Consider the following 18,621-nt stretch of genomic DNA (forward strand, 5'->3'; position numbering starts at 1 on the left):
AATGCTGCTCGGTTCGTACCCCGGTGATGTCATGATAGTCACGCGGTGGGACGAGCCCGAGGCGTGATCGAGGTGGAAGCGCCGCGGCGGGAGCCAGCGCCGGACACGAAGCCTGGGGTCACGGCCGAGGGCGGCGTCGTCATCGCCAGGGGCCAACGCGTCTATCTCCGCACCCTCGCCCCCGGCGACCTCGACTACCTGTCCGAGTGGGCGGAGAATCCATTCCTCGAGCGGATGGTCGGCAGCGAGTTCCTGCGCGCGTACAAGCACGCCTACGACAAGCACCCCTCCTTCTACGAGGCCTGCCTCAACGACCCGACCCAGGTGGTGCTGGTCATCACCGCCGTCGGCCGGACCAAGCCCCGCGCCAAGAAGCCGCTGGGGCTGGTCCGTCTCTTCAACATCCACCTGATCGAGGGGTACGCGTTCCTGGAGACGCTACTCACCGACGAGAAGGCGCTGCGCCGCGGCTTCGGCGTCGAGGCCGGCAAGCTCGCCTGCGCCTACGGGCTGGACGTGCTCGGGCTCCGACGGATCGAGGCCAAGGTGTACGAGTACAACCTGCTCTCCATCAACTCCCTCCGGCGGCACGGCTTTCGGCAGGAGGGGGTGCTCCGCAAGGCGGGGTACTACGCGGGGCAGCATTTCGACGTCCTGGTGTTCGGCATCCTCAGAGAGGAGCTGGAGGAGCAGCGGAAGAAAGAGGTCGATCAGGAGCGCTTCCACTTTCCTTACGTGAGCGACGAGGGGCCGGGTGAGCCTCCATAACCTTCTTCCCCTCATCGCGTTCCTGCTGAACGTCTCCCTGGCCAGCTTTTCGCTGCTGCGCAACCCGGGCAGCCGGCTGAACCGGATCTTCACCTATTTCGTCTCCGCGCTGGCGTTCTGGAATTTCGGGGTCTTCATGCTCCGCCAGAGCACCGACGAGTCGACGGCGTACTTCTGGGAAGTGCTCATCCACGTGGGAGTGATCGCGATCCCCGCCCTGTACTACCACTTCGTCCTCATCTTCCTGGACGCCACGGTCCTGCACCGGCGGTCGCTGCTCCTGGCCTATATGACGTCGCTCGGCTTCACCGTCATCAACCTCAGTGGTGCCGGCGTGTTCATGCGGGGGGCGAGCTTGACCTACTGGGGCTGGGCGCCGGCCACCGGGCCCCTGTACGTTCCCTTCTTCGTCTACTTCAACGCGCTACTCCTCTACGGCATCGCGCAGCTGCTGAGGTCGTACCGGACCATCGATTCGAGCTTCCGTCGCAACCGGGCGCGGCTCGTCCTGCTGGGCTCGTTCATCAGCCTCCTGGGGGGCGGCGTGGACTTCCTCCGGTTCATCCTGGTCCGCTTCTATCCCGAGGCGGACCAGATCTACCCCATCGGGATCCCGGCCAACATGTTCTTCGCGCTGATGCTCGGGACCTCGATCGTCCGCTACCGCCTGTTCGACGTGAACGTCGTGGTGAAGAAGGCGGCGGTCTATGGCGTGGCGGGGGCCATCCTCACCGCGCTGCTGGCCCTCGTCACCATCGCGCTGGAGAAATACCTCGACCTGGAGAGCGCGGTCTGGGTGGCGGTTCCCCTGGGGGTTCTCATGACCATGCTGTTGAGCCCCCTCGGCCAGCGCCTGGAGGTGCGGATCGAGCGGCTCATGTTCTCGCGCCGGCAGGGCTGCTACGAGACTCTGCTGGCCCTGAGCAAGCGCATGAGCGCCATCCTCAACTTCGACGAGTTGGTCGACACGCTGGTCCAGGGCCTCGTCCGGGGCATCCCGCTGACCCATTGTGTGCTCATGACCCGCGACGAGCCGACGCAGACCTTCGCCCCGTACCGCAAGGAAACGGCCCTGGACACGCCGCTGCGGGTGAGCCCGCTGCCCACCGACAGCCCTATCGTCCGGTGGCTGACCACGGAGGAGGGGGTGCTGGTCAAGGAGGAGGCGAAGCTGAACCCGAAGCTGGCCGGGTACTTCGAGGCCACCGAGGCCGAGCTGGAGGAGATCACCGCCTCGCTGATCGTGCCGCTCAAGATCGAGAACAAGCTGGTCGCCATCCTCCTGGTCGGCGAGAAGCTGTCGGGCGAGATCTTCGACCAGCAGGAGCTGGAGGTCCTCTCCCTGCTCGCCAACCAGGCGGCCATCTCGCTCGAGAACGCGCGGCTGTATGAGGATCTGGGCAGCACGAACGCCCGCCTCGTCCAGGCCAGTCGCCTGAAGTCCCAGTTCCTGGCCAGCATGTCGCACGAGCTGCGCACGCCGCTCAACTCCATCATCGGCTTCTCCAAGGTGCTGCTCAACCGCCTGGACGGCGAGCTGAACGAGAAGCAGGAGACCTACGTCCGGTCGGTCTACAACAGCAGCACGCACCTGCTCGCGCTGATCAACAGCATCCTCGACATCTCCCGGATCGAGGCCGGCAAGCTCGACGTGCGGCATGACGAGTTCGACCTCCACGAACTGGTGGACGAGTGCGTGGAGTCGTCGACGCCGCTGGCCCGCGGCAAGCCGATCAAGATCGAGACGGACGTTCCCGTGGAGCTGCCGCGCGTGGTCGCCGACCGCACGAAGGTGAAGCAGGTGCTCTTGAATCTGCTCTCCAACGCCCTGAAGTTCACGCCCGGTGGGCGGGTGGTCGTCCGCGGGCGGCGGGAAGACAGCGCGGTTCATGTCAGCGTGAGCGACACCGGGGTGGGCATCCGCAAGGCGGACCTGTCACGGCTCTTCGAGCCCTTCGAGCGGCTGGAGAACCCGCTGGCGCGGCAGGCCGGGGGCACGGGGCTCGGCCTGGCCATCAGCAAGAAGGTCGTCGAGCTACACGGCGGGCAGATGTGGGCGGAGAGCCGCGAGAACTTCGGCTCGACCTTCCACTTCACGCTCCCGTTGCCGGCGCGGGAACCGGGCGAGCCATGAGCGTGCGGACGCCCCCACGTGACCGCCGGTCGACGAAGATCCTGCACATCGAGGACAACCCCGAGAACCGCGCGCTCGTGCGGGCCTTGCTGGAGGCCGAGGGCTACACCCTGGTGGAGGCCGAGGACGGGCTGTCGGGCATCGAGGCGGCGCTTCGCGAAGAGCCGGCGCTGATCCTGCTCGACATCAACCTGCCGGGCGTCGACGGCTACGAGGTCGGCGTCATTTTGAAGTCGTTCCCGAGCCTCAGCGCCACGCCGGTGATCGCGGTCACCGCCTATGCGATGGACGGCGACCGCCAGCGGACGCTGGTGGCGGGGTGCGACGGCTACATCGACAAGCCGATCGACGTGGACGCCTTCCCGCGGCAGATCACGGAGTTCCTGCGCGGTAAGCGCGAGCGCGTGGAGGAGCACGAGGCGGGCCCTTATCTCCGGGAGCTGAACCAGCGGCTCGTCTACCGCCTGGTCAGCCAGGTGGAGGAGCTGAAGCGCCTCAACCACCACTTCGTGCGCCGGGCCGTCCAGCTCGAGGACCTCCACGCGGCTGTGCAGGACATCACCTCCGAGATGGGCGTCGTCCCGCTGCTCGAACGCCTCCTGCCCGCCCTGGCCCGCGCGCTGGGGACCACGAGCCTGGTGGTCGAGCTGAGCGATCTGGCCGGCTTTCGCGTGGCCGCCGCCGGCGAGCCCTTCGAACGGCCGCGCGGGGTGCTGGCCGCCACCGGCGCCGCGCAGTCCGACGAGTGGACGGAGGTGGAGTGGGCGCTTCCGCTGGCCGTGCTCGGTCGCTCGCTCGGCGTCATGACCGCGCGTCACATCCTCCCGTCGGGTGCCCGGTCCGACGAGGAGCAGCTGCTCAAGATCGTCGCCAACCAGGTGGCGATCGCGGTCGAGAACGCGCGGCTGTACCGGGGCATGGAGCAGCGGGCGGCCGAGGAGGAGAGCCTCGTCGAGGCGGGGCGGCTGCTCACCGGGACCCTCGACCTGTCGGAGGTGCTGCATCGGCTGGCCGAGCTGGTCCGCAGCCGTCTGTCCGGAGATCTCGTGCGCATCTGGTTGCTGGAGCCCACGGGCGAGCTGCGGTTCGCCGCCCGCGCCGGCGACGTGCGCGGCCCCGAGCAACGGGAGATGACGTTCCGGCGCGGGGAAGGCACGGTCGGCTGGATCCTCGAGCAGCGCGTGCCGCTGGTGCTGCCGGACCTCGCGTCCGATCACCGGGTCAAGTACGCCGACTACGTCCGGGACGAGGGCTTCGCGTCGTTCCTGGGTGTGCCCCTGCTCCTTCAAGACGAGGCGGTGGGCGTCCTGATCGTCGGCTGCCGCACGCGTCGAGACTTCGCTCCGGAGGAGGTGGCTCTGACCGAAGCCCTCGCCACCTCGGCCGCCGCCGCCATCCGCAACGCGCGGCTCTACGCGGAAACCCAGCAGCGCCTGCGCCAGACGGAGACGCTGCTCAGCGTCAGCCGCGCGGTCGGCTCGACGCTGGACATCTCGGAAGGGGCGCGCCGGACGATCCGGGAGCTGGTGCGCGCGCTGGACGCGGACATGGGCGGCGCTTGGCGCCTGGCCCCGACGCGGGATCGGCTGATGCCCCTGGCCGGCTACCACATCCCGAGGGACAACTTCGGCGAGCTGTCGGGGGCCCTGATACCCACCGGCAACGCGCTGATGGATGTCGTCCGGGCCCTGGGGTCGCCGGTGTACGCGACCGACAGCAAGGCCGACCCGCGCTTCGAGCACCCGCTGTTGCGGCTCGTGCCCCACAAGTCCGTCCTGGTCCTGCCCATGCGGGTGAAAGACGAGATCGTCGGCGGCTTCGCCATCGTGTGGACGCGTCGGCACCACGTGTTCACGGCCGACGAGCTCCGCCTGGCCGAGGGCATGGTCCGGCAGGCGGCCATCGCCCTCGAGAACGCCCGGCTGCTCGCGGCCGAGCGCGAGGCCCGCGAGCGACTGGCGGTCTCCGAGACGCGCTACCGGGAGCTCTTCGAGGACGTCATCGACATCGTGTACCTCCACGACCTCGAGGGCCGGATCCTCGAGATCAACGAAGCCGGGGCCCGGGCCAGCGGCTACACGCGCGAAGAGCTGCTGACCATGAACATCGCCGAGTTCCTGGCGCCCGAGGACCGCGAGCGCGCGGTCGAGATGGTGCGGCGGATCGCCACCGGCGAGCGACCCGTGGAATCGTTTACCGCCGAGTTCATCGGCAAGGACGGCGGGCGCCTGATCCTGGAGGCCGTGGTCCGCGCGGTCTGCAAAGACGGGGCGCCGGTGGCGATTCTCGGCAGCGCGCGCGACATCACCGTGAGGCGAAGCCTCGAGCGGCGCCAGGATGCCCTGGTGGCCCTGAGCCGGGAGCTGGCCACCGAGATCGATCTCGAGCGCCTGCTACCGCGCATCGCCGAGGAGGCCCGCCGGCTGATGGGGATGCACTCCGCGCTGCTCCTGCTCATCGAGGGTGACGACGACCTCGTGATCCGGGGCGCCTCGGAGGTGGAGCCGGAGCTGCTGGCCGTCGGCCAGCTGAGCATCGGGGCGAGCCTCACCGGGCTGGCCATCCGCGACCGCCGGCCGCTCGTCTACGCTAATCTGGCCGCCGACCCTACCTGGGGCGCGACGTCCCTGGTGCGCCAGTTCGGCTACCAGGCGATGCTGGCGGTGCCGGTGGCGGTCAAGGAGCGGACACTGGGCCTCCTCAAGCTCCTGCACCGGGAGCCGCGCAACTTCCCTCTGGAGGAGATCGAGTTTCTCCGGGCCCTGGCCACCCAGGCGGCCCTGGCCATCGACAACGCGCGGCTGTTCGCCGCCCAGCGGGATGAAGCCGAGGTCTCGGCCGCCCTGCTCCGGCTGGCCGAGGCCATCGAGGGGGTGCAGGACCTCGATCAGGTGCTCCACACTGTCGTCCGCACGACGGCCGAGCTGCTGGGTGGCACCCAGTGCCTGCTCTTCCTCTCGGACCCCAGTCACGAGCGACTCATCCCGACCGCCGCCTGCGGGCTCCCCGACGACAGCCGCCCGGCGTTCCTGGCCCTCACCGAGACATCGCGGCTGCCGTCCATGCTGTCGGCGCTGAGGACGCAGGACCCGGTCATCCTCGAAGCGGGCGCGCCCGACTTCCAGCTCTCGCCGGTCCTCGCCGACGTGTTCGGGATCCGCTCGATGCTGATCATCCCGCTCGTGAGCGGCGGCCGGCTCATGGGCGCCATCGGCGTCCACACGCCGGGCCGGCCCCACGCCTTCACGCCGAAGAAGATCGCCCTGGCCCGGGGCATCGCGGCCCACGCGGCGGTCGCCATCGACAAGGCCCGCCTCTTCCAGCAGACGCAGGCCCGCCTCCGGGAGACCGAGACGCTGCTGAACATCACCAATGCGCTGACCTCGACGCTGGATCCCACGGAGACGATGCGTCGCGTGGCGCGGGAGATCGCGCGGACGTTGGGGGCGGACATGGTCGGGGCCTACCTCGCCGACGCCGAGCACACGTGTCTCCGCCCCATCGCGGGCTATCGCGTGCCGAAGGAGCTCCACCAGAAGTTCATGGAGTTCCCTATCCCCATCGTGGGCCATCCCGTGATGGAGGAGGCGTGGCGGACGCGCGAGGCGGTCTGGTCGAACGACGCCGCCAGCGATCCGCGGATCGACCGCGAGAGCTTCGCGCGCTTCCCCCACCGGTCCCTGCTGTTCGTGCCGATGATCGTCAAGGGCGAGCCGATCGGCGGCTTCTTCGTCATCTGGTGGGAGGAGCGGCGCCAACTCACGCCCGAGGAGATCCGGCTCGTCAAGGGCATCAGCGACCAAGCCGCCATGCTCATCGAGAACGCGCGCCTGTACTCCGAGGCCACGCGCCGCCGCCGCGAGGCGGAGGAGCTGGCCCGGCTGGCGCGGATGCTCACCGAGAGCCTGGACGCCGCCGACGTGGGCGAGCGGATCGTCGAGAGCTCGCTGCTCCTGCTGGGCGGCCGGTTCTCCGTCCTCCGGCTGCAGCAGCCGGACGGATCGCTCAAGCTCATCGCGTCCAGGGGCGACGCCCGCACCCTGGGGCGGCTGTTGCCGATCATCCCGGCCGGCGTCGGCGTGGTGGGTCGGGCGGTGGTGGAGGGGAGGCCCGCGTGGTCGGCCGACGTCTTCGGCGACCCCAGCCTCAGCCTCCCCGAGGACATGCGGCGTCACGTGGAGGGGCTGGGCCTCAGCGCGTACCTGGCGGTCCCGCTCCGGGTCAAGCGCGAGATCGTCGGCGTCATCGGCATCTGCGACGAGGCCGGCCGGAACTTCTCCCAGGCCGAGGTCGCGCTGCTCCAGACCTTCGCCGATCAGGCGGCCATCGCGCTGGAGAACAGCCGACTCTACGGCGATCTGCGCGCCGCCCTGCGGGCGGTGGAGGAGTCGCAGCAGCGCATCGTCCAGGGCGAGCGGCTCCGCGCGCTGGGCGAGATGGCGGGCGGGGTCGCCCACGACTTCAACAACGTGCTGGCCATCATCGTGGGCCGGGCCGAGGTGCTGCTCAACGAGACGGAAGACCCGGAGCTGCAGCGGCAGCTGAACGTCATCATCAAGGTCGCGCTGGACGCCGCCCAGACGGTCAAGCGCATCCAGGAGTTCACCCGGATGCGGCGCGCCCGGCCCTTCCAGCAGGTGCACCTCAACCACCTGGTCGAGGAGATCGTGGAGGTCACCCGCTCGCGGTGGAAGGACGAGGCCCAGTCCAAGGGGATCAAGTACGAGGTGGTGCTTGAGACGAGCCCGACGCCCTCCGTCGCCGGCGACCCGTCGGAGATCCGCGAGGCGCTGACCAACATCATCTTCAACGCGCTCGACGCGATGCCCGAGGGCGGGCAGATCGCGCTCCGGACCGGGGTCGAGGGCAGCCACGTCGTCTGCGCCGTCAGCGACACCGGCGTGGGGATGTCGGAGGACGTGCGCCAGCGGATCTTCGATCCGTTCTTCACGACCAAAGGCGAGCGGGGCACCGGCCTCGGTCTCAGCGTGGTGTACGGCATCATGACCCGCCACAACGGCGAGGTCGACGTGCAGAGCCGGCTGGGGCACGGCACCACCTTCTTCGTCCGGCTGCCGATCGGCGGGGACGTCCAGCGGGAGGCCCCGGCGCGAGTGACCGCGCGGACGCCGACCAAGGGGCGCGTGCTCGTCATCGACGACGAGCGGGAAGTCGGCGACGTGCTCCACGATCTGCTGACCCGTGACGGCCACGCGGCGGTCGTCTGCTCCGACGCCCAGTCCGGCCTGACCCGGTTCGACCACGAGTCCTTCGATCTCGTGATCACCGATCTCGGCATGCCCGGCGTGTCCGGCTGGGAGGTCGCCCGGCTCGTCAAGCTCCGACGCCCCGGTACGCCCGTCGCCATGGTGACGGGCTGGGGGGACCGGATCGACCCGTCGGAGGCGGCGGCCCGCGGCGTCGATTACGTCGTCGCCAAGCCCTTCAAGCGCGAGAACATCCGCGAGGTCGTCGCCGCCGCGCTCGGCGGCGGCCCGTGGCCGCTCAGCCCTCGTCGCTGAGCGGCGTCGCGGCCAGCGCCGCCCCCGCGGCGAGGGCCAGGCCGAGCGCGATCCCCGCCAGCACATCGGAGGGCCAGTGGGCGCGCAGCATCACCCGCGCTGCCGCCACCAGCACCACCGCGCCGAGCGCCAGCCCCCGCACGACCAGGCACGCCCTCCGGGACGGGAGCGCCCCCGCCAGGTAGACGACGGCGCCGAAGAACGCGGCGGCCGCCGTGGCGTGCCCGCTGGGGAAGCCGAGGGAGGCGTTCTCCGGCCGCGGCCGGCCGATCGCCTCCTTCAGCATCCACTGGGCGATCGGCGCCGCCACCATCAGCCCGAGCCAGATCCACCAGCGCGCGCGGGCCCGCGTGAAGACGACGAAGAGTAGCAGCGTCCCCGGCAGGATCACCCGCCAGTCCCCCGCGTAATTGACCACGCGCATCACCGTCAGCACCGGCGGCGTGGCCCAGGCTAGCAGCGCGTCGCGGATCGCCGCGTCCATCGGGAGCGTGCCCAGGAGCGCGACGGCGCCCGCCAGCGCCAGGAAGGCGGCGCCGGCCACCAGCAGCACCGCCCGCGACCGGGGAATGATCATCGCCGCCCCATTAGACCACGCATGAACGCCGAGACCGCCAGGAGCGCGAGCCCGAACACGCACACCACCGTGGCCCCGGTGGGCAGATCGAAGGCGGCCGAGGCGGTGATGCCGACGAGGCTGACCAGCGCGCCCAGGCTCCAGCCCACTCCGAGCTGGCGCCGGATCGATCCGCCCAGCGCCATGGCGGCCAGGGCGGGAACGATGAGATAGGAGAAGACCAGCAGAACACCAGCGATCCGGACCGAGGTTGTCACCATCAGGCCGAACGACGCGTAGAAGAGGAAATCCCAGAGGCGCACGCGCCGCCCCGCCCGGAAGGCGGCCTCAGCATCGGTGGAGATCAGGAGCAAGGGACCACGCCACCACCAATGCAGCGCGCCGATGACGGCATAGAGCAGGCCCACCTTGAGCACCTCGCTCCCGCTCACCGTGAGGATGTTGCCGACGAGCATGGTCCGGAGATGCTCGGTGCCGTGAGGGGCCCCGGCGACGAGCAGCACGGTCGCCGCCGCCGATACCGCGTAGACGACCCCGATCACGGCTTCCTGCGAGATCCGGCGCTCCCGGGTGCGGGTGAGCGCGAGGACGAGGGCTCCGGCCAGAGTGGCGCCGAGCCCGGAGAAGTAGGACACCCAGGAATCGAGCTCGAAGCCCAGCAGAAACGCCGCGGTGGCGCCGAGGGCCGCGATCTGGGCCAGCGCGATGTCGACGAAGACGACCTCCCGCGCGATCACGTGGAGGCCCAGGTAGGCGTGGAGGCCGGTGAGGACCAGGCACATCAGGAACGGCGCCCACAGGAGCGAAAAGAGATCGCTCACCGGAGCGCCTCGGCCAGTGCCCGGACGTTGTGGTCGATGAGGTCGAGGTAGGAGTCGATGCCCTTGATGCCGCCGACTGCCGACGGTAGCACCAGGGTCCGGGCGCCGCTGTCGCGGGCGACCAGCTCGACGACCTTTCGGTCCGCGTAGGGCTCGGCGACGATCACTTTGATCTTCTGCTCGCGGATGGTGCGGATCAGCTCGGCCAGATGGGCCGGCGAGGGTGGGATGCCCGGCCGGTCCTCGATGGCGCCGGCCAGCTCAAGGCCGAAGCGCCGCAGGAAATAGTTGAACGTCTCGTGATAGGTGACGACCTTGGCGCCACGGTAGGGCTCGAGCGTCTTCTGCCAGCGTGCCATCGCCGCCTCCAGCCGCCCCAGGAACTCGCGGCGCTGCGTCTCGAACAGAGGCCCGTGCTGGGGCGCGACCCGCCGGAGCCCCTCCACGATGTTTGCGGTGACGACTCCGGCGTTGGCGGGGTCGAGCGTGTAGTGTGGGTCGCCCTCGGGGTGGACATCACCGCGCGAGCGGTCGATCGGTCCCTTCGGAGGAATGACGGCCACGCCGCGGGAGGCGTCGACGTAGCCGGCAGTGCCGGGCAGGATACGCGCGTTGTGGGCGCCCACCACGAGGGGCTCGACCCAGTAGTCGAGACCGAGCCCGTTGCGCACGAGGAGGTCTGCATGGCGGAGCTTGAGCATGAGACTGGGCCGCACCTCGACATCGTGCGCGTTCTGGGTTCCTCGGACGAGACTGACGACGTCCACCAGATCGCCGCCCACGGCGTCGGTGAGCGCCTTGAGGTCGGGGGTGGAGGCCACGCTCCGGACCTTGGCCGCGGCCTCGCCCCCGGTCGCGAGCCCGAGGGCGAGCAGGACAGCGGTCAGCGTGAGGATCGATCGCCCCATGATTCTCCTCCTCCTCAGAAGGGATGCGGCGGGTGCGCGCCCAGGAAAAAGGTCGCTTGAAGGAAAATTTCGTCGGCGATCCGGGCGCTGGCGTCGTTGGCCGAGAACAACTCGCGGCGATCGCGCTCGGTGCGCTTGTAGCCGAGCCGGAAGCGTAGGAAGTCGGAGAGCATGAAGGCGAGATAGGGCTCGATCGCCCACTCGCGCCCGGGATCTTCCAGGAGCTGCGTGGAGTCGTAGCGCAGGCCGGCCACCCAGCGCCGCCAGGGCTGCACCTCGCCGTAGGCGTACCAGCCAAAGCGCCGGCGGCTGTCGATCTCCTCGTCCTCTTGGACCCGGCGGAACGACCAGATCCCCTCGCTGGCCAGAGTCAGCAGCGGGTGGCGCCAGCCCTCCGGGGTCAGCTTGTACTTGACGTCGTAGCCGGCGAAAGTCTGGCGTCGCCGCGCCTCCGTCTGGCCGCTGGCGGCGGAGGCCCCCAGTTGAATGGCGCCGAGATCGCCGAGCTCGAAGAACGTCCGCAGTCGCCCCGTGGCCAGTGGCGTCTTGAGGCTGCCCCGGCCGAACGCCTCCTCGTTGTCGCCGTTGAACACCCCGACCAGCGCCTCCAGATAGAACGGCAGCGGCGGGACCCACGTCAGCTCCACCCCGCGCTCCACCAAGCCCTCCTCGCCCAGGAAGCGCGTCAGCACGTTCGGAACGTCGGGCTGCGGCAGGGCCTCGCGATGGCGCTCGTTGAGGAGGCCGAAGCGGTTGCGCATCTGCCCCGCCTTGAGCTGGGTGCCGAAGGGCAGCGTGAGCAGCGTGAGGTGGGCTTCCGCCAGACCGACCTCGGTCACGCGCTCGCCGTCCTCGAACTCCTCGGCGGCCTCCAGCCTGACCTCACCGCGGGCGAACGGGTCGATCTGGCCGAAGAGCTGCAGCTCGACCTCGCGCGGAAAGAAGCGGTTCTCCCGGCCGGCGAAGGATCCGGCGTCGGCCTTGTCGATGTTGCGCTGCGTGATGTTGCCGATGAAGTCGGCGACCACGCCGATATCGAACAGCAACCGGCCCCCCTGGGTCCGCTCAGCGAGCGAGAACGGGGGCCGAGGCGTTACGTAGTCGCGCAGGCTGGGCTGGGGCGAGGGCGCCGGGCCGGCCGGTGCCTGGACGACCGCCGGCGGGGCGGCCGCGGCCCGGGGCTGCGCCGCGATACGCTGGAGCCGTTCGGCCATCACCCCCATCGCCTTTTCGTACTCCTGCCTGACGCGCTCGAACTGCTGGCGCATCTGCTCCAGATCCCGGCGGAGACTTTCCGTCTCCCCCCGGGGATCCGCGGGTTGCTGCGCGAGAGCGGGTGCCGCCAGCGCGAGGCCGAGCAGCACGCACACGACGACGAAGACTCGCATGGCCATCTCCTCTCAGCGAAGGTTGTGGGCGCTTCGCCGGAGGCGCACGGACCTCCGGCGCCGGGACCTCAGGACGCGGGAGAGCGACTAGCGGAGAGGCGGCGCGCGGGAGTCGGAGTGCCGCCGCGGTTCGGAGGCGGGGCGGGCGGCATCGAGAGCGAGCTCCGGGACGACGACGACGGCGACGACCAGCGCCGCGGCTTCGGGAAGCGGCGCCACGCCGCCCAGCGCGGCCAGGTAGCTAAGATCGTGCTCGTGGTTGTAGAAGCCGTCCTCGGGCCCGACGTGGACGTGGGGGACATTGGCCGCGCTCAGCAGCACCCCGGCCAGGGCCAGCGTGCACAGCAACGCCGGGACCGGACGGCGGACCCAGCGCGCGCAGCGGGACGGGATCATGTCGCGCGCGAAGAATAGCACACTGGCCGGCGTGACCCTACTCGAAGACCGCCGTGACAGGCTTCTTGAACCGCCCTTTGGCCCCGCCGGTTACTTGCATGGCCGTGGCGCCGATCGAGAGCGCGATCTTCTGGGTACCCTCGGGGAGGGCCAGGCTCGCCCCGTAGTGGAAGCCACGATCGCTCACCATGGGCGCGAGCTTCACCGTCCGCGGTGGACGGCCTGGCGTGTGCACGATCGCCGTCACCGGCAGATAAGGGACCGGCTCGTTGAACTCACGGTCGGTGATAAACGCCATGAGGTGCCCTGGGGCTGCCGTCGCGCTGGGGGATGCGCCGTGCGCCCCGGAGTGACCGTCCCCGTGGGGAGTGCTGGCGCCGGGCTCGTAGACGATCCGGATCCGGTAGTCGCCAGCGACCTGCGAGCGCTCCACCCCGCGCCCATGGGGCGGAGCATCGCCGCCCTCGGTCAGGCTCTTGAGGTAGGCCACCAGGTCCACCCACTGGGCGAGGGAGAGGCTGTCGGCGAAGCTCGGCATGATCGACAGCCCGTCGGGACCCGTGAAGCCCGGCCCTTCGACGATGACGTGGTTGGGCGCCAGGATCGACTCGGCGAGGTACTCCGCGGGATGCGCGGCGCCCATGCCGGTCAGATCAGGGCCGACGCTCTTCGGGTCACCACCCGATGGCGGAAAGCTCTCGCCCTTAATCGCGTGGCACTTGAAGCACTCGAGGTCCTGGAAGAGCTGGCGTCCCTTCGCCGCGTCGCCCGGCGGCACCGCGAACTGCCAGCCGCGCGGCACGCCGCCCCCGCGGTGCACCTCCTCCATCGTCAGGCGCCGTGGCGGCCGAACGCCGGGGGCCGCCGGGGGCCTGGTCCTGTCAGTAGGCCCGGGGCTGTGAGCACCGTGGCCGCCGCCCTGCGGCGCCTCGGCGTGGACGACGGCCCCGGCCACCACGCCGAGCGGCACGATCCCCAGCGCCATCGCGACGAGTCCAACCCGGATTCGCGTCGTCGTTCCACTTCGCATGGTCGTTCCCCTCCGAAGAGCGTTGGCCCGAGCGGGCCCCGCGCGGTCGCGCTCAGCGCGGCCGGAGCGCCATGCCGTGGGGCGCTTTGCCCACGGAGATCGTCCGGACCTCTTTGTGGCTGGCGAGGTCGATGACGGCCACCGCGTCGGCCCAGCGGTTGGTCACCAGGGCGTACCGGCCGTTCGGCTCCATCGTCACCAGGTCCGGATACCCCCGCTGGGGGATGGTGGCGACGATCTTGCCGTCGGCCGTGCGGATGACGACCACCTTGTTGGTCTTGCGCAGCGTCGCGTAGAGGAACTTGCCGTCGAGGGTGAGCGTGGCCTCGTGGACGACGCCGGGCAGAGCGATCTCCCCGCCGACGCGGCTGGTCGCCGTGTCGATCTTGAGGATCGCCTTGTTCTCGCCGGCGGCGGCGTAGAGCGTCTTGCCGTCGGCCGACAGCGCGAGCCCCATGGCATCGCCGCCGCCGTGGACGATCCGCCCGACGACCGCGCGGGTTGCGGTGTCGATCACCGTCACGTCGCCGGCCGTCTCGCCGGACACGTAAAAGATCCGGCCGTCGCGGGTGAAGATGCCGTGGGCCGGCCAGGTGGAGACTTCGATGCGTCCCTCCACGCGCTCGGCCTTGAGGTCGTAGATGATCACCGCGTCGCTGCTGGTCTCACTCGACCAATCGAGCACGTAGAGATAGCGGCCGTCGGGGGTGAAGGCGAGGTTGTAGGGGTTGCCGCCGATCTTCACCCGCTTGACGAGCTTGCGGGTGTCCGGGTCCACGATCCCCAGATCGCGACTCTTGTCGTAGACGACCCAGGCGAGCTTGCCGTCCGGCTGGAAGACGATGCGGTTGGGCTTGCCCCGGCCGAGCGGGATGGCGCCCACCACTTCGAGCGTGGTCGTGTCGATGACGGAGATCGAGTCGGATTTCGTGTTGGTGACGAAGAGGGTGGCCGCGGCCGCCGGCCCCGCGGCCAGGGCGGCGGTCCAGGCGGCGACGACAATCAGGGCGATCCGCGATGTCACCCCAGGCCCCTCCTCACGGGATCCTTTCGACCGCCGTCACCAGCACGTCGGGCGGCGTCCCGCGCACGGTAAATCGTACCGCGTCTCCGACCTGGAGTCCGTCGTAAATCTTGGGCGAGGCGGCGCGGAATCCCATCGTCATGGGCGCCATGTAGCCGGGGATCTCCTCGTGGCTCAGGACCATGAGGTTGATGTCGGGCAGGATGGCGCGCACGACGCCCCGGACCCGCCACTCCCGCTCTCCGACCGCCGGCGCCGCTCGGGCCTGCCCGAGCTCGCGCTCGAGCCGCTCCGCCCGGCGTCCCCACCAGAGGTAGCCCCCGCCGATGCCCAGGGCCAGGGCCAGGTTGACCAGGAGCACGACCTTCCAGAGCCGCATCAGTGCACGTGCTCGTCGGCGGCGGGCGTCGCCGCCTTCTCCTCGTTGAGCTCCTGGATCTCCGCGAGCAGCCGGTTCAGCTCGCGGACCGACGGCCTCTCCGCCGCCCACAGGGCCCGGACGTAGCCCTGGCGGTCGACCAGGAACTCCGCGTGGGGGGCGCGCGCGAACAGGCCGTAGGCGGCCGCGATCTCGCGCGCCCCCTCGGTGACGACCGGAAACAGGATCAGTGGATCGGCGCCGAGACGGCCGATGGCGTCGGGCGCGGCGTCGCCGGGCACCGCGATCACCTCGACGCCCAGCAGACCGAGGACGTTGTAGCCGGCGGCGAGCTGCGCCAGGCGCGGGCGGGAGTCGGGCAGGGTATAGAGCACGAGCAGCACGATGCGCCGACCGCGATAATCTCTGAGGCCGCGGGTCGGCGTGGGGCCGACGGCGAAGGTGAAGTCCGGGGCGACCAGCCAGGGCCGACCCCGCTCGACGCTGGGGCCCAGCATGCGCGCGGCCGCGGCGGCGCCGAGCGCGCGGACGAAGTTCACCAGGTCCCACCGCGCCTCGGGCCCGAGCCGATCGCCGAAGCCCGGCATTCCCCCCCGTGGGATTCCTCCGGTGATCCACCAGAACAGATCGCCGGCGGTGTGCTGGTTGGTGTGCGGCGAGCGTAGATCGGGGGGCCGGCGCGGCAGCGTCGCAGCGCGATCGCCGTCCCCGGCGCCGCTCGGACCATGACAGGCGGCGCACTGCTCGCGGTAGAGGCGCGCGCCCTGGGCGATGGACGCCGCCTGATATGGCACGCGCGGTCGCACGTACGTCGTCGGGTATGCGTCGATCGCCAGCGGGGGCAGGCCGAGACCCAGACCCATGCCCACCAGGACCACGGCGCCGGCGAGCAAGGGCCCGCGGCGGGATCGGACGACCAGCGCGGCCAGCGCGGCCGCCACCCCCAGCACTGCCACCTGCGAGCCGATCAACGCGCGCAGCCGAAGCTCGGGCGCGCTCTGGAGCGCCCCCAGCGAGAGCCGGAACGCGAACGGCCAGTCCGGCTGCTGGTGGCGGGCCGGTGGCGTCATCCCCAGCGCGGCAGCGACCGCGATCAGGAGCAGCGCGAGCATCGCCTCGGCGGTCACGAAACGCGCGAGCCGGCGCATCGCCGGACGGCCCACCGTCGCCGCCTCGCCGGAGAGCGCCGGAACCAGGCGCCGCCGGTTCACGGCCGCCAGCGCGAGGATCATGAGCAGGAGGCCGAGCTTGGCGAGGAGCAGGCGCCCGTAGGAAGTTCCCACGAGGGCGGCGATGCTGCCGATCTGGGCGACGACGTTCCCCATCCCCGAGATGACGAGCGCGACGACGGCGGCGAGGGCCAGGCGGGAGAACCGGCGGGCGGCCAGCACCGCGTAGGGGCGCGCGTCCGCCCCCTCGGGGCGGCTCGCCGCGCGGAGCAGCAGCGCGAGCGGCAGGAGGCCGCCCACCCAGATCCCCGTCGCCAGCAGGTGGACCGCGTCGATCGTGACCGCAGGCCACGGGTCGGGCTTGACGGCGGCGGCGTGACCGCCGGCGGCGACGAGTGCAAGCGCACCCGCGCCCAGGGCCAGCGCCTCGCCCCGCCCGGCGAGCCAGTCCAGGCGCCCGTCGACATCGGCCCTGAGGCTGACGAGGGCGAAGAGCAGCAGCAGCACGCCGTGGCGCACGAGCCACACGTGGCCGGCCTGGGTCTCGAACAGGACCTGCGCGAGCGTACGGCCCTCGAAGGCCGCGGCGGTGCGCCCGGACAGATACGCGGCCTGGTAGGCCAGCAGCAGGGCGCCGGTGGCGAGCGCCAGGAGCACCAGAACGCGCAGCCACCGGAGCACGCGATCCTCCCACGCCCGCGCGGTGGGCCGGTCGGAGCGGCCGGCGACGAGCAGCGTGGTGCAGGCGCCCACGACGGCGACGGCCAGGGCCAGATGGGCCCAGCGCGCGAGGAATCCCAGCCCTTCGAGGCTCATGCGTCGGTCACGGCGCGATGTTGAAGCTGAACTCGCCTCGGGTGACGTGGGTGTCCACGGACACGACGCGCCAGATCACCCTGTAGGTGCCGGCTGGCAGCGGAGAAAGCGTGATGCGGAGCAGGGCAGGGTTGTCGGCATCCACGCGGCCGTCGCCCCGATCGACCGGCCGGCCGTCCGCAGCGACGACCCGAACGGTGCTGAAGGCCGGCTCGAGATTTTCGGTGAACCAGAGCTTGACCTCGCTCGGCGCCGTCCTCACCGTGCTGCCCGCCCGCGGGTCGGCCCGATCGAGAACCGCGTGAGCGCTCGCCCCCGGGGCCGCGGAGAGGAGGGCGGTCAGAGCCAGGCTCGCGGCGGCGATCATCCGCTCCGTCATCGGCCGATTGTACGCGGCCTCCGGTGTATTCTCATCCCGATGTCCGGACGCTCCGCGTCGCCGATCCGCGCGATCTTCTTCGACGCCGGTAACACGCTGCTGAGGATGAACTACCCGGCGATCGCCGCCGAGCTCGCCGCCCGCGGCATCCGCGTGACGCCGGAGCACGTGCAGCGGGCGGAGTGGCGCGCCCGGGTGCGGCTGGACGAGGCGCTGCTGTCCCGGCGGGCGCCGGGCACCTCCACCGAGACCCCGGCCACCGCGGGCCGATATCTGAGATTCCTGCTGGAAGAGCTGGGCGTCACCGACGAGGCGATCGTTCGCGGTCTCACCGAGTGGCGCCGCGCCTACAACCCGCCCGTCGGTCTCTGGAACGTCCGCGATCCCGACGCGCCCGCGGCCCTGTCGCTGGTGCGCGGCGCCGGGCTCCGGGCCGCGGTCATCTCGAACTCCAACGGCTCCATCCACTCGATCCTCGAAGCGCTGGGCCTGGCCGCCCACCTGGACTTCGTGCTGGACTCGTTCCTGGTGGGGGTCGAAAAGCCAGATCCGCGGATCTTCCGCCTGGCGCTGGAGCGCGCCGGCCTCGAGCCCGCTCAGGCGGTGTACGTCGGCGACCTCTACTCGATCGACGTGGTGGGCGCGCGGGCCGCCGGCATGGGCGCGGTGCTGCTGGACCCGGGCGGATGCTGGGGCGCGCGCGACTGCCCGGCGGCGCCCGATCTGATGGCCGCCGTCCGCATGGTCGTCGACGGCGCCTGGACCTAGAGCTCGCCGGGGAAGGTCAGGACTCGCTCGCGCCCGAGGGGCGGCCGTACGCCCCGCCCCGGCGGAGGTCCCCGGGCGAGGAGCGCGTCGGGGTGAGCGTCGTTCGAGCGCGGGCTTGGCCCGCGCAATCCTCGGGGGAGGTTTCGGAGGGGGCCGTAACGTCCGCCCCCTCCGATTGCGCTAAGAGCCTGGCGGAGAATGGCCAAACTCGCCGACGCACTCACCGAACCCGCCACGGTTCGAGCGCCGGCTTTGCCGGCGCAACCTATTCCTGGGGGGAGGTTTCGGAAGGGGGGCGAAGCCCCCCTCCGAGTCTGCTAGTGCCGTTCCAACTTGTTGATACTAAATCTGTCCACGAACGACGTACACGGTGCCTTCCTAGGCGCGAATAGTTGGAACGGCACTAGTCGGGCAGGGTGATGAACGGGTAGCGGCGGAGCGCGTCGTAGATGACGCGCTTCATCTCGTCGATCTCGCGCTCGGTCCGGGCCTCGAAGCGCAGGGTGAGGCAGGGGCTCGTGTTGGACGCCCGCACCAGACCC

General features: G+C 70.7%; 14 protein-coding genes. 4 read left to right on the top strand and 10 right to left on the bottom strand.

The genetic code is table 11. From position 1 onward, the window contains the following. The first annotated feature begins 45 nt into the window (after positions 1-45). From VGV13_05290 to VGV13_05300, 3 genes are read left to right on the top strand one after another with little or no spacing between them, the layout of a single operon-like run. Positions 46-768 (top strand): GNAT family protein, encoded by a 723-nt coding sequence (locus tag VGV13_05290; GenBank protein ID HEV8640494.1) that lies wholly within the window; start codon positions 46-48, stop codon positions 766-768. Next, positions 755-2,902, top strand: coding sequence for an ATP-binding protein (locus VGV13_05295; GenBank protein ID HEV8640495.1), 2,148 nt, complete (start codon positions 755-757; stop codon positions 2,900-2,902). Before VGV13_05290 ends, VGV13_05295 begins: the two co-directional genes overlap by 14 nt. Further along, complete coding sequence (locus VGV13_05300; GenBank protein ID HEV8640496.1) at positions 2,899-8,424, top strand: GAF domain-containing protein; 5,526 nt, start codon at positions 2,899-2,901, stop codon at positions 8,422-8,424. The genes VGV13_05295 and VGV13_05300 overlap by 4 nt, the downstream gene beginning before the upstream one ends. Here the strand turns inward: VGV13_05300 and VGV13_05305 are convergent. The 10 genes from VGV13_05305 to VGV13_05350 form a co-directional block, all read right to left on the bottom strand. Further along, positions 8,408-9,001, bottom strand: coding sequence for a phosphatase PAP2 family protein (locus tag VGV13_05305; GenBank protein ID HEV8640497.1), 594 nt, complete (start codon positions 8,999-9,001; stop codon positions 8,408-8,410). The two genes, VGV13_05300 and VGV13_05305, sit on opposite strands and share 17 nt — an antisense overlap. Next, positions 8,998-9,822, bottom strand: a complete 825-nt coding sequence (locus VGV13_05310) for an iron chelate uptake ABC transporter family permease subunit (protein HEV8640498.1) — start codon at positions 9,820-9,822, stop codon at positions 8,998-9,000. The genes VGV13_05305 and VGV13_05310 overlap by 4 nt, the downstream gene beginning before the upstream one ends. After that, positions 9,819-10,730 carry a metal ABC transporter substrate-binding protein gene (locus VGV13_05315; GenBank protein HEV8640499.1) on the bottom strand — a complete coding sequence of 304 codons (912 nt, stop codon included), beginning with the start codon at positions 10,728-10,730 and terminating at the stop codon, positions 9,819-9,821. Before VGV13_05315 ends, VGV13_05310 begins: the two co-directional genes overlap by 4 nt. 14 nt (positions 10,731-10,744) lie before the next feature. Further along, positions 10,745-12,118, bottom strand: coding sequence for a hypothetical protein (locus VGV13_05320; protein ID HEV8640500.1), 1,374 nt, complete (start codon positions 12,116-12,118; stop codon positions 10,745-10,747). A gap of 87 nt (positions 12,119-12,205) precedes the next feature. Further along, positions 12,206-12,535 carry a hypothetical protein gene (locus tag VGV13_05325; GenBank protein HEV8640501.1) on the bottom strand — a complete coding sequence of 110 codons (330 nt, stop codon included), beginning with the start codon at positions 12,533-12,535 and terminating at the stop codon, positions 12,206-12,208. Between the two features lie 16 nt (positions 12,536-12,551). Then, on the bottom strand, positions 12,552-13,544 hold the full coding sequence (locus VGV13_05330; GenBank protein HEV8640502.1) for a c-type cytochrome: 993 nt from the start codon (positions 13,542-13,544) through the stop codon (positions 12,552-12,554). Positions 13,545-13,596: 52 nt separating this feature from the next. After that, the gene (locus tag VGV13_05335; protein ID HEV8640503.1) at positions 13,597-14,568 is read right to left on the bottom strand and encodes a beta-propeller fold lactonase family protein; all 972 of its coding nucleotides are present in this window, start codon (positions 14,566-14,568) and stop codon (positions 13,597-13,599) included. A 13-nt stretch (positions 14,569-14,581) separates the two neighbouring features. Next, a complete protein-coding gene (locus tag VGV13_05340) occupies positions 14,582-14,947 on the bottom strand; it encodes a copper-binding protein (protein HEV8640504.1) in 366 nt (121 codons plus the stop codon). Further along, complete coding sequence (locus tag VGV13_05345; GenBank protein ID HEV8640505.1) at positions 14,947-16,932, bottom strand: CopD family protein; 1,986 nt, start codon at positions 16,930-16,932, stop codon at positions 14,947-14,949. The genes VGV13_05340 and VGV13_05345 overlap by 1 nt, the downstream gene beginning before the upstream one ends. 7 nt (positions 16,933-16,939) lie before the next feature. Beyond that, on the bottom strand, positions 16,940-17,311 hold the full coding sequence (locus VGV13_05350) for a copper resistance CopC family protein (GenBank protein HEV8640506.1): 372 nt from the start codon (positions 17,309-17,311) through the stop codon (positions 16,940-16,942). Positions 17,312-17,350: 39 nt separating this feature from the next. Here VGV13_05350 and VGV13_05355 point away from each other — a divergent pair, with 39 nt between their 5' ends. Further along, positions 17,351-18,079: an HAD-IA family hydrolase gene (locus VGV13_05355; GenBank protein ID HEV8640507.1), complete on the top strand. Its 729-nt coding sequence runs from the start codon at positions 17,351-17,353 to the stop codon at positions 18,077-18,079. The last annotated feature ends 542 nt before the right edge of the window (positions 18,080-18,621 follow it).

Source organism: Candidatus Methylomirabilota bacterium, from assembly GCA_036001065.1.
GTDB lineage: Bacteria > Methylomirabilota > Methylomirabilia > Rokubacteriales > CSP1-6 > MNEF01.

Coding starts and splice junctions, on each gene's coding strand:
- VGV13_05345 (HEV8640505.1), bottom strand. CDS start 16,932: ATGAGCCTCGAAGGGCTGGGATTCCTCGCGCGCTGGGCCCATCTGGCC.
- VGV13_05320 (HEV8640500.1), bottom strand. CDS start 12,118: ATGCGAGTCTTCGTCGTCGTGTGCGTGCTGCTCGGCCTCGCGCTGGCG.
- VGV13_05305 (HEV8640497.1), bottom strand. CDS start 9,001: ATGATCATTCCCCGGTCGCGGGCGGTGCTGCTGGTGGCCGGCGCCGCC.
- VGV13_05300 (HEV8640496.1), top strand. CDS start 2,899: ATGAGCGTGCGGACGCCCCCACGTGACCGCCGGTCGACGAAGATCCTG.
- VGV13_05355 (HEV8640507.1), top strand. CDS start 17,351: ATGTCCGGACGCTCCGCGTCGCCGATCCGCGCGATCTTCTTCGACGCC.
- VGV13_05350 (HEV8640506.1), bottom strand. CDS start 17,311: ATGACGGAGCGGATGATCGCCGCCGCGAGCCTGGCTCTGACCGCCCTC.
- VGV13_05315 (HEV8640499.1), bottom strand. CDS start 10,730: ATGGGGCGATCGATCCTCACGCTGACCGCTGTCCTGCTCGCCCTCGGG.
- VGV13_05330 (HEV8640502.1), bottom strand. CDS start 13,544: ATGCGAAGTGGAACGACGACGCGAATCCGGGTTGGACTCGTCGCGATG.
- VGV13_05340 (HEV8640504.1), bottom strand. CDS start 14,947: ATGCGGCTCTGGAAGGTCGTGCTCCTGGTCAACCTGGCCCTGGCCCTG.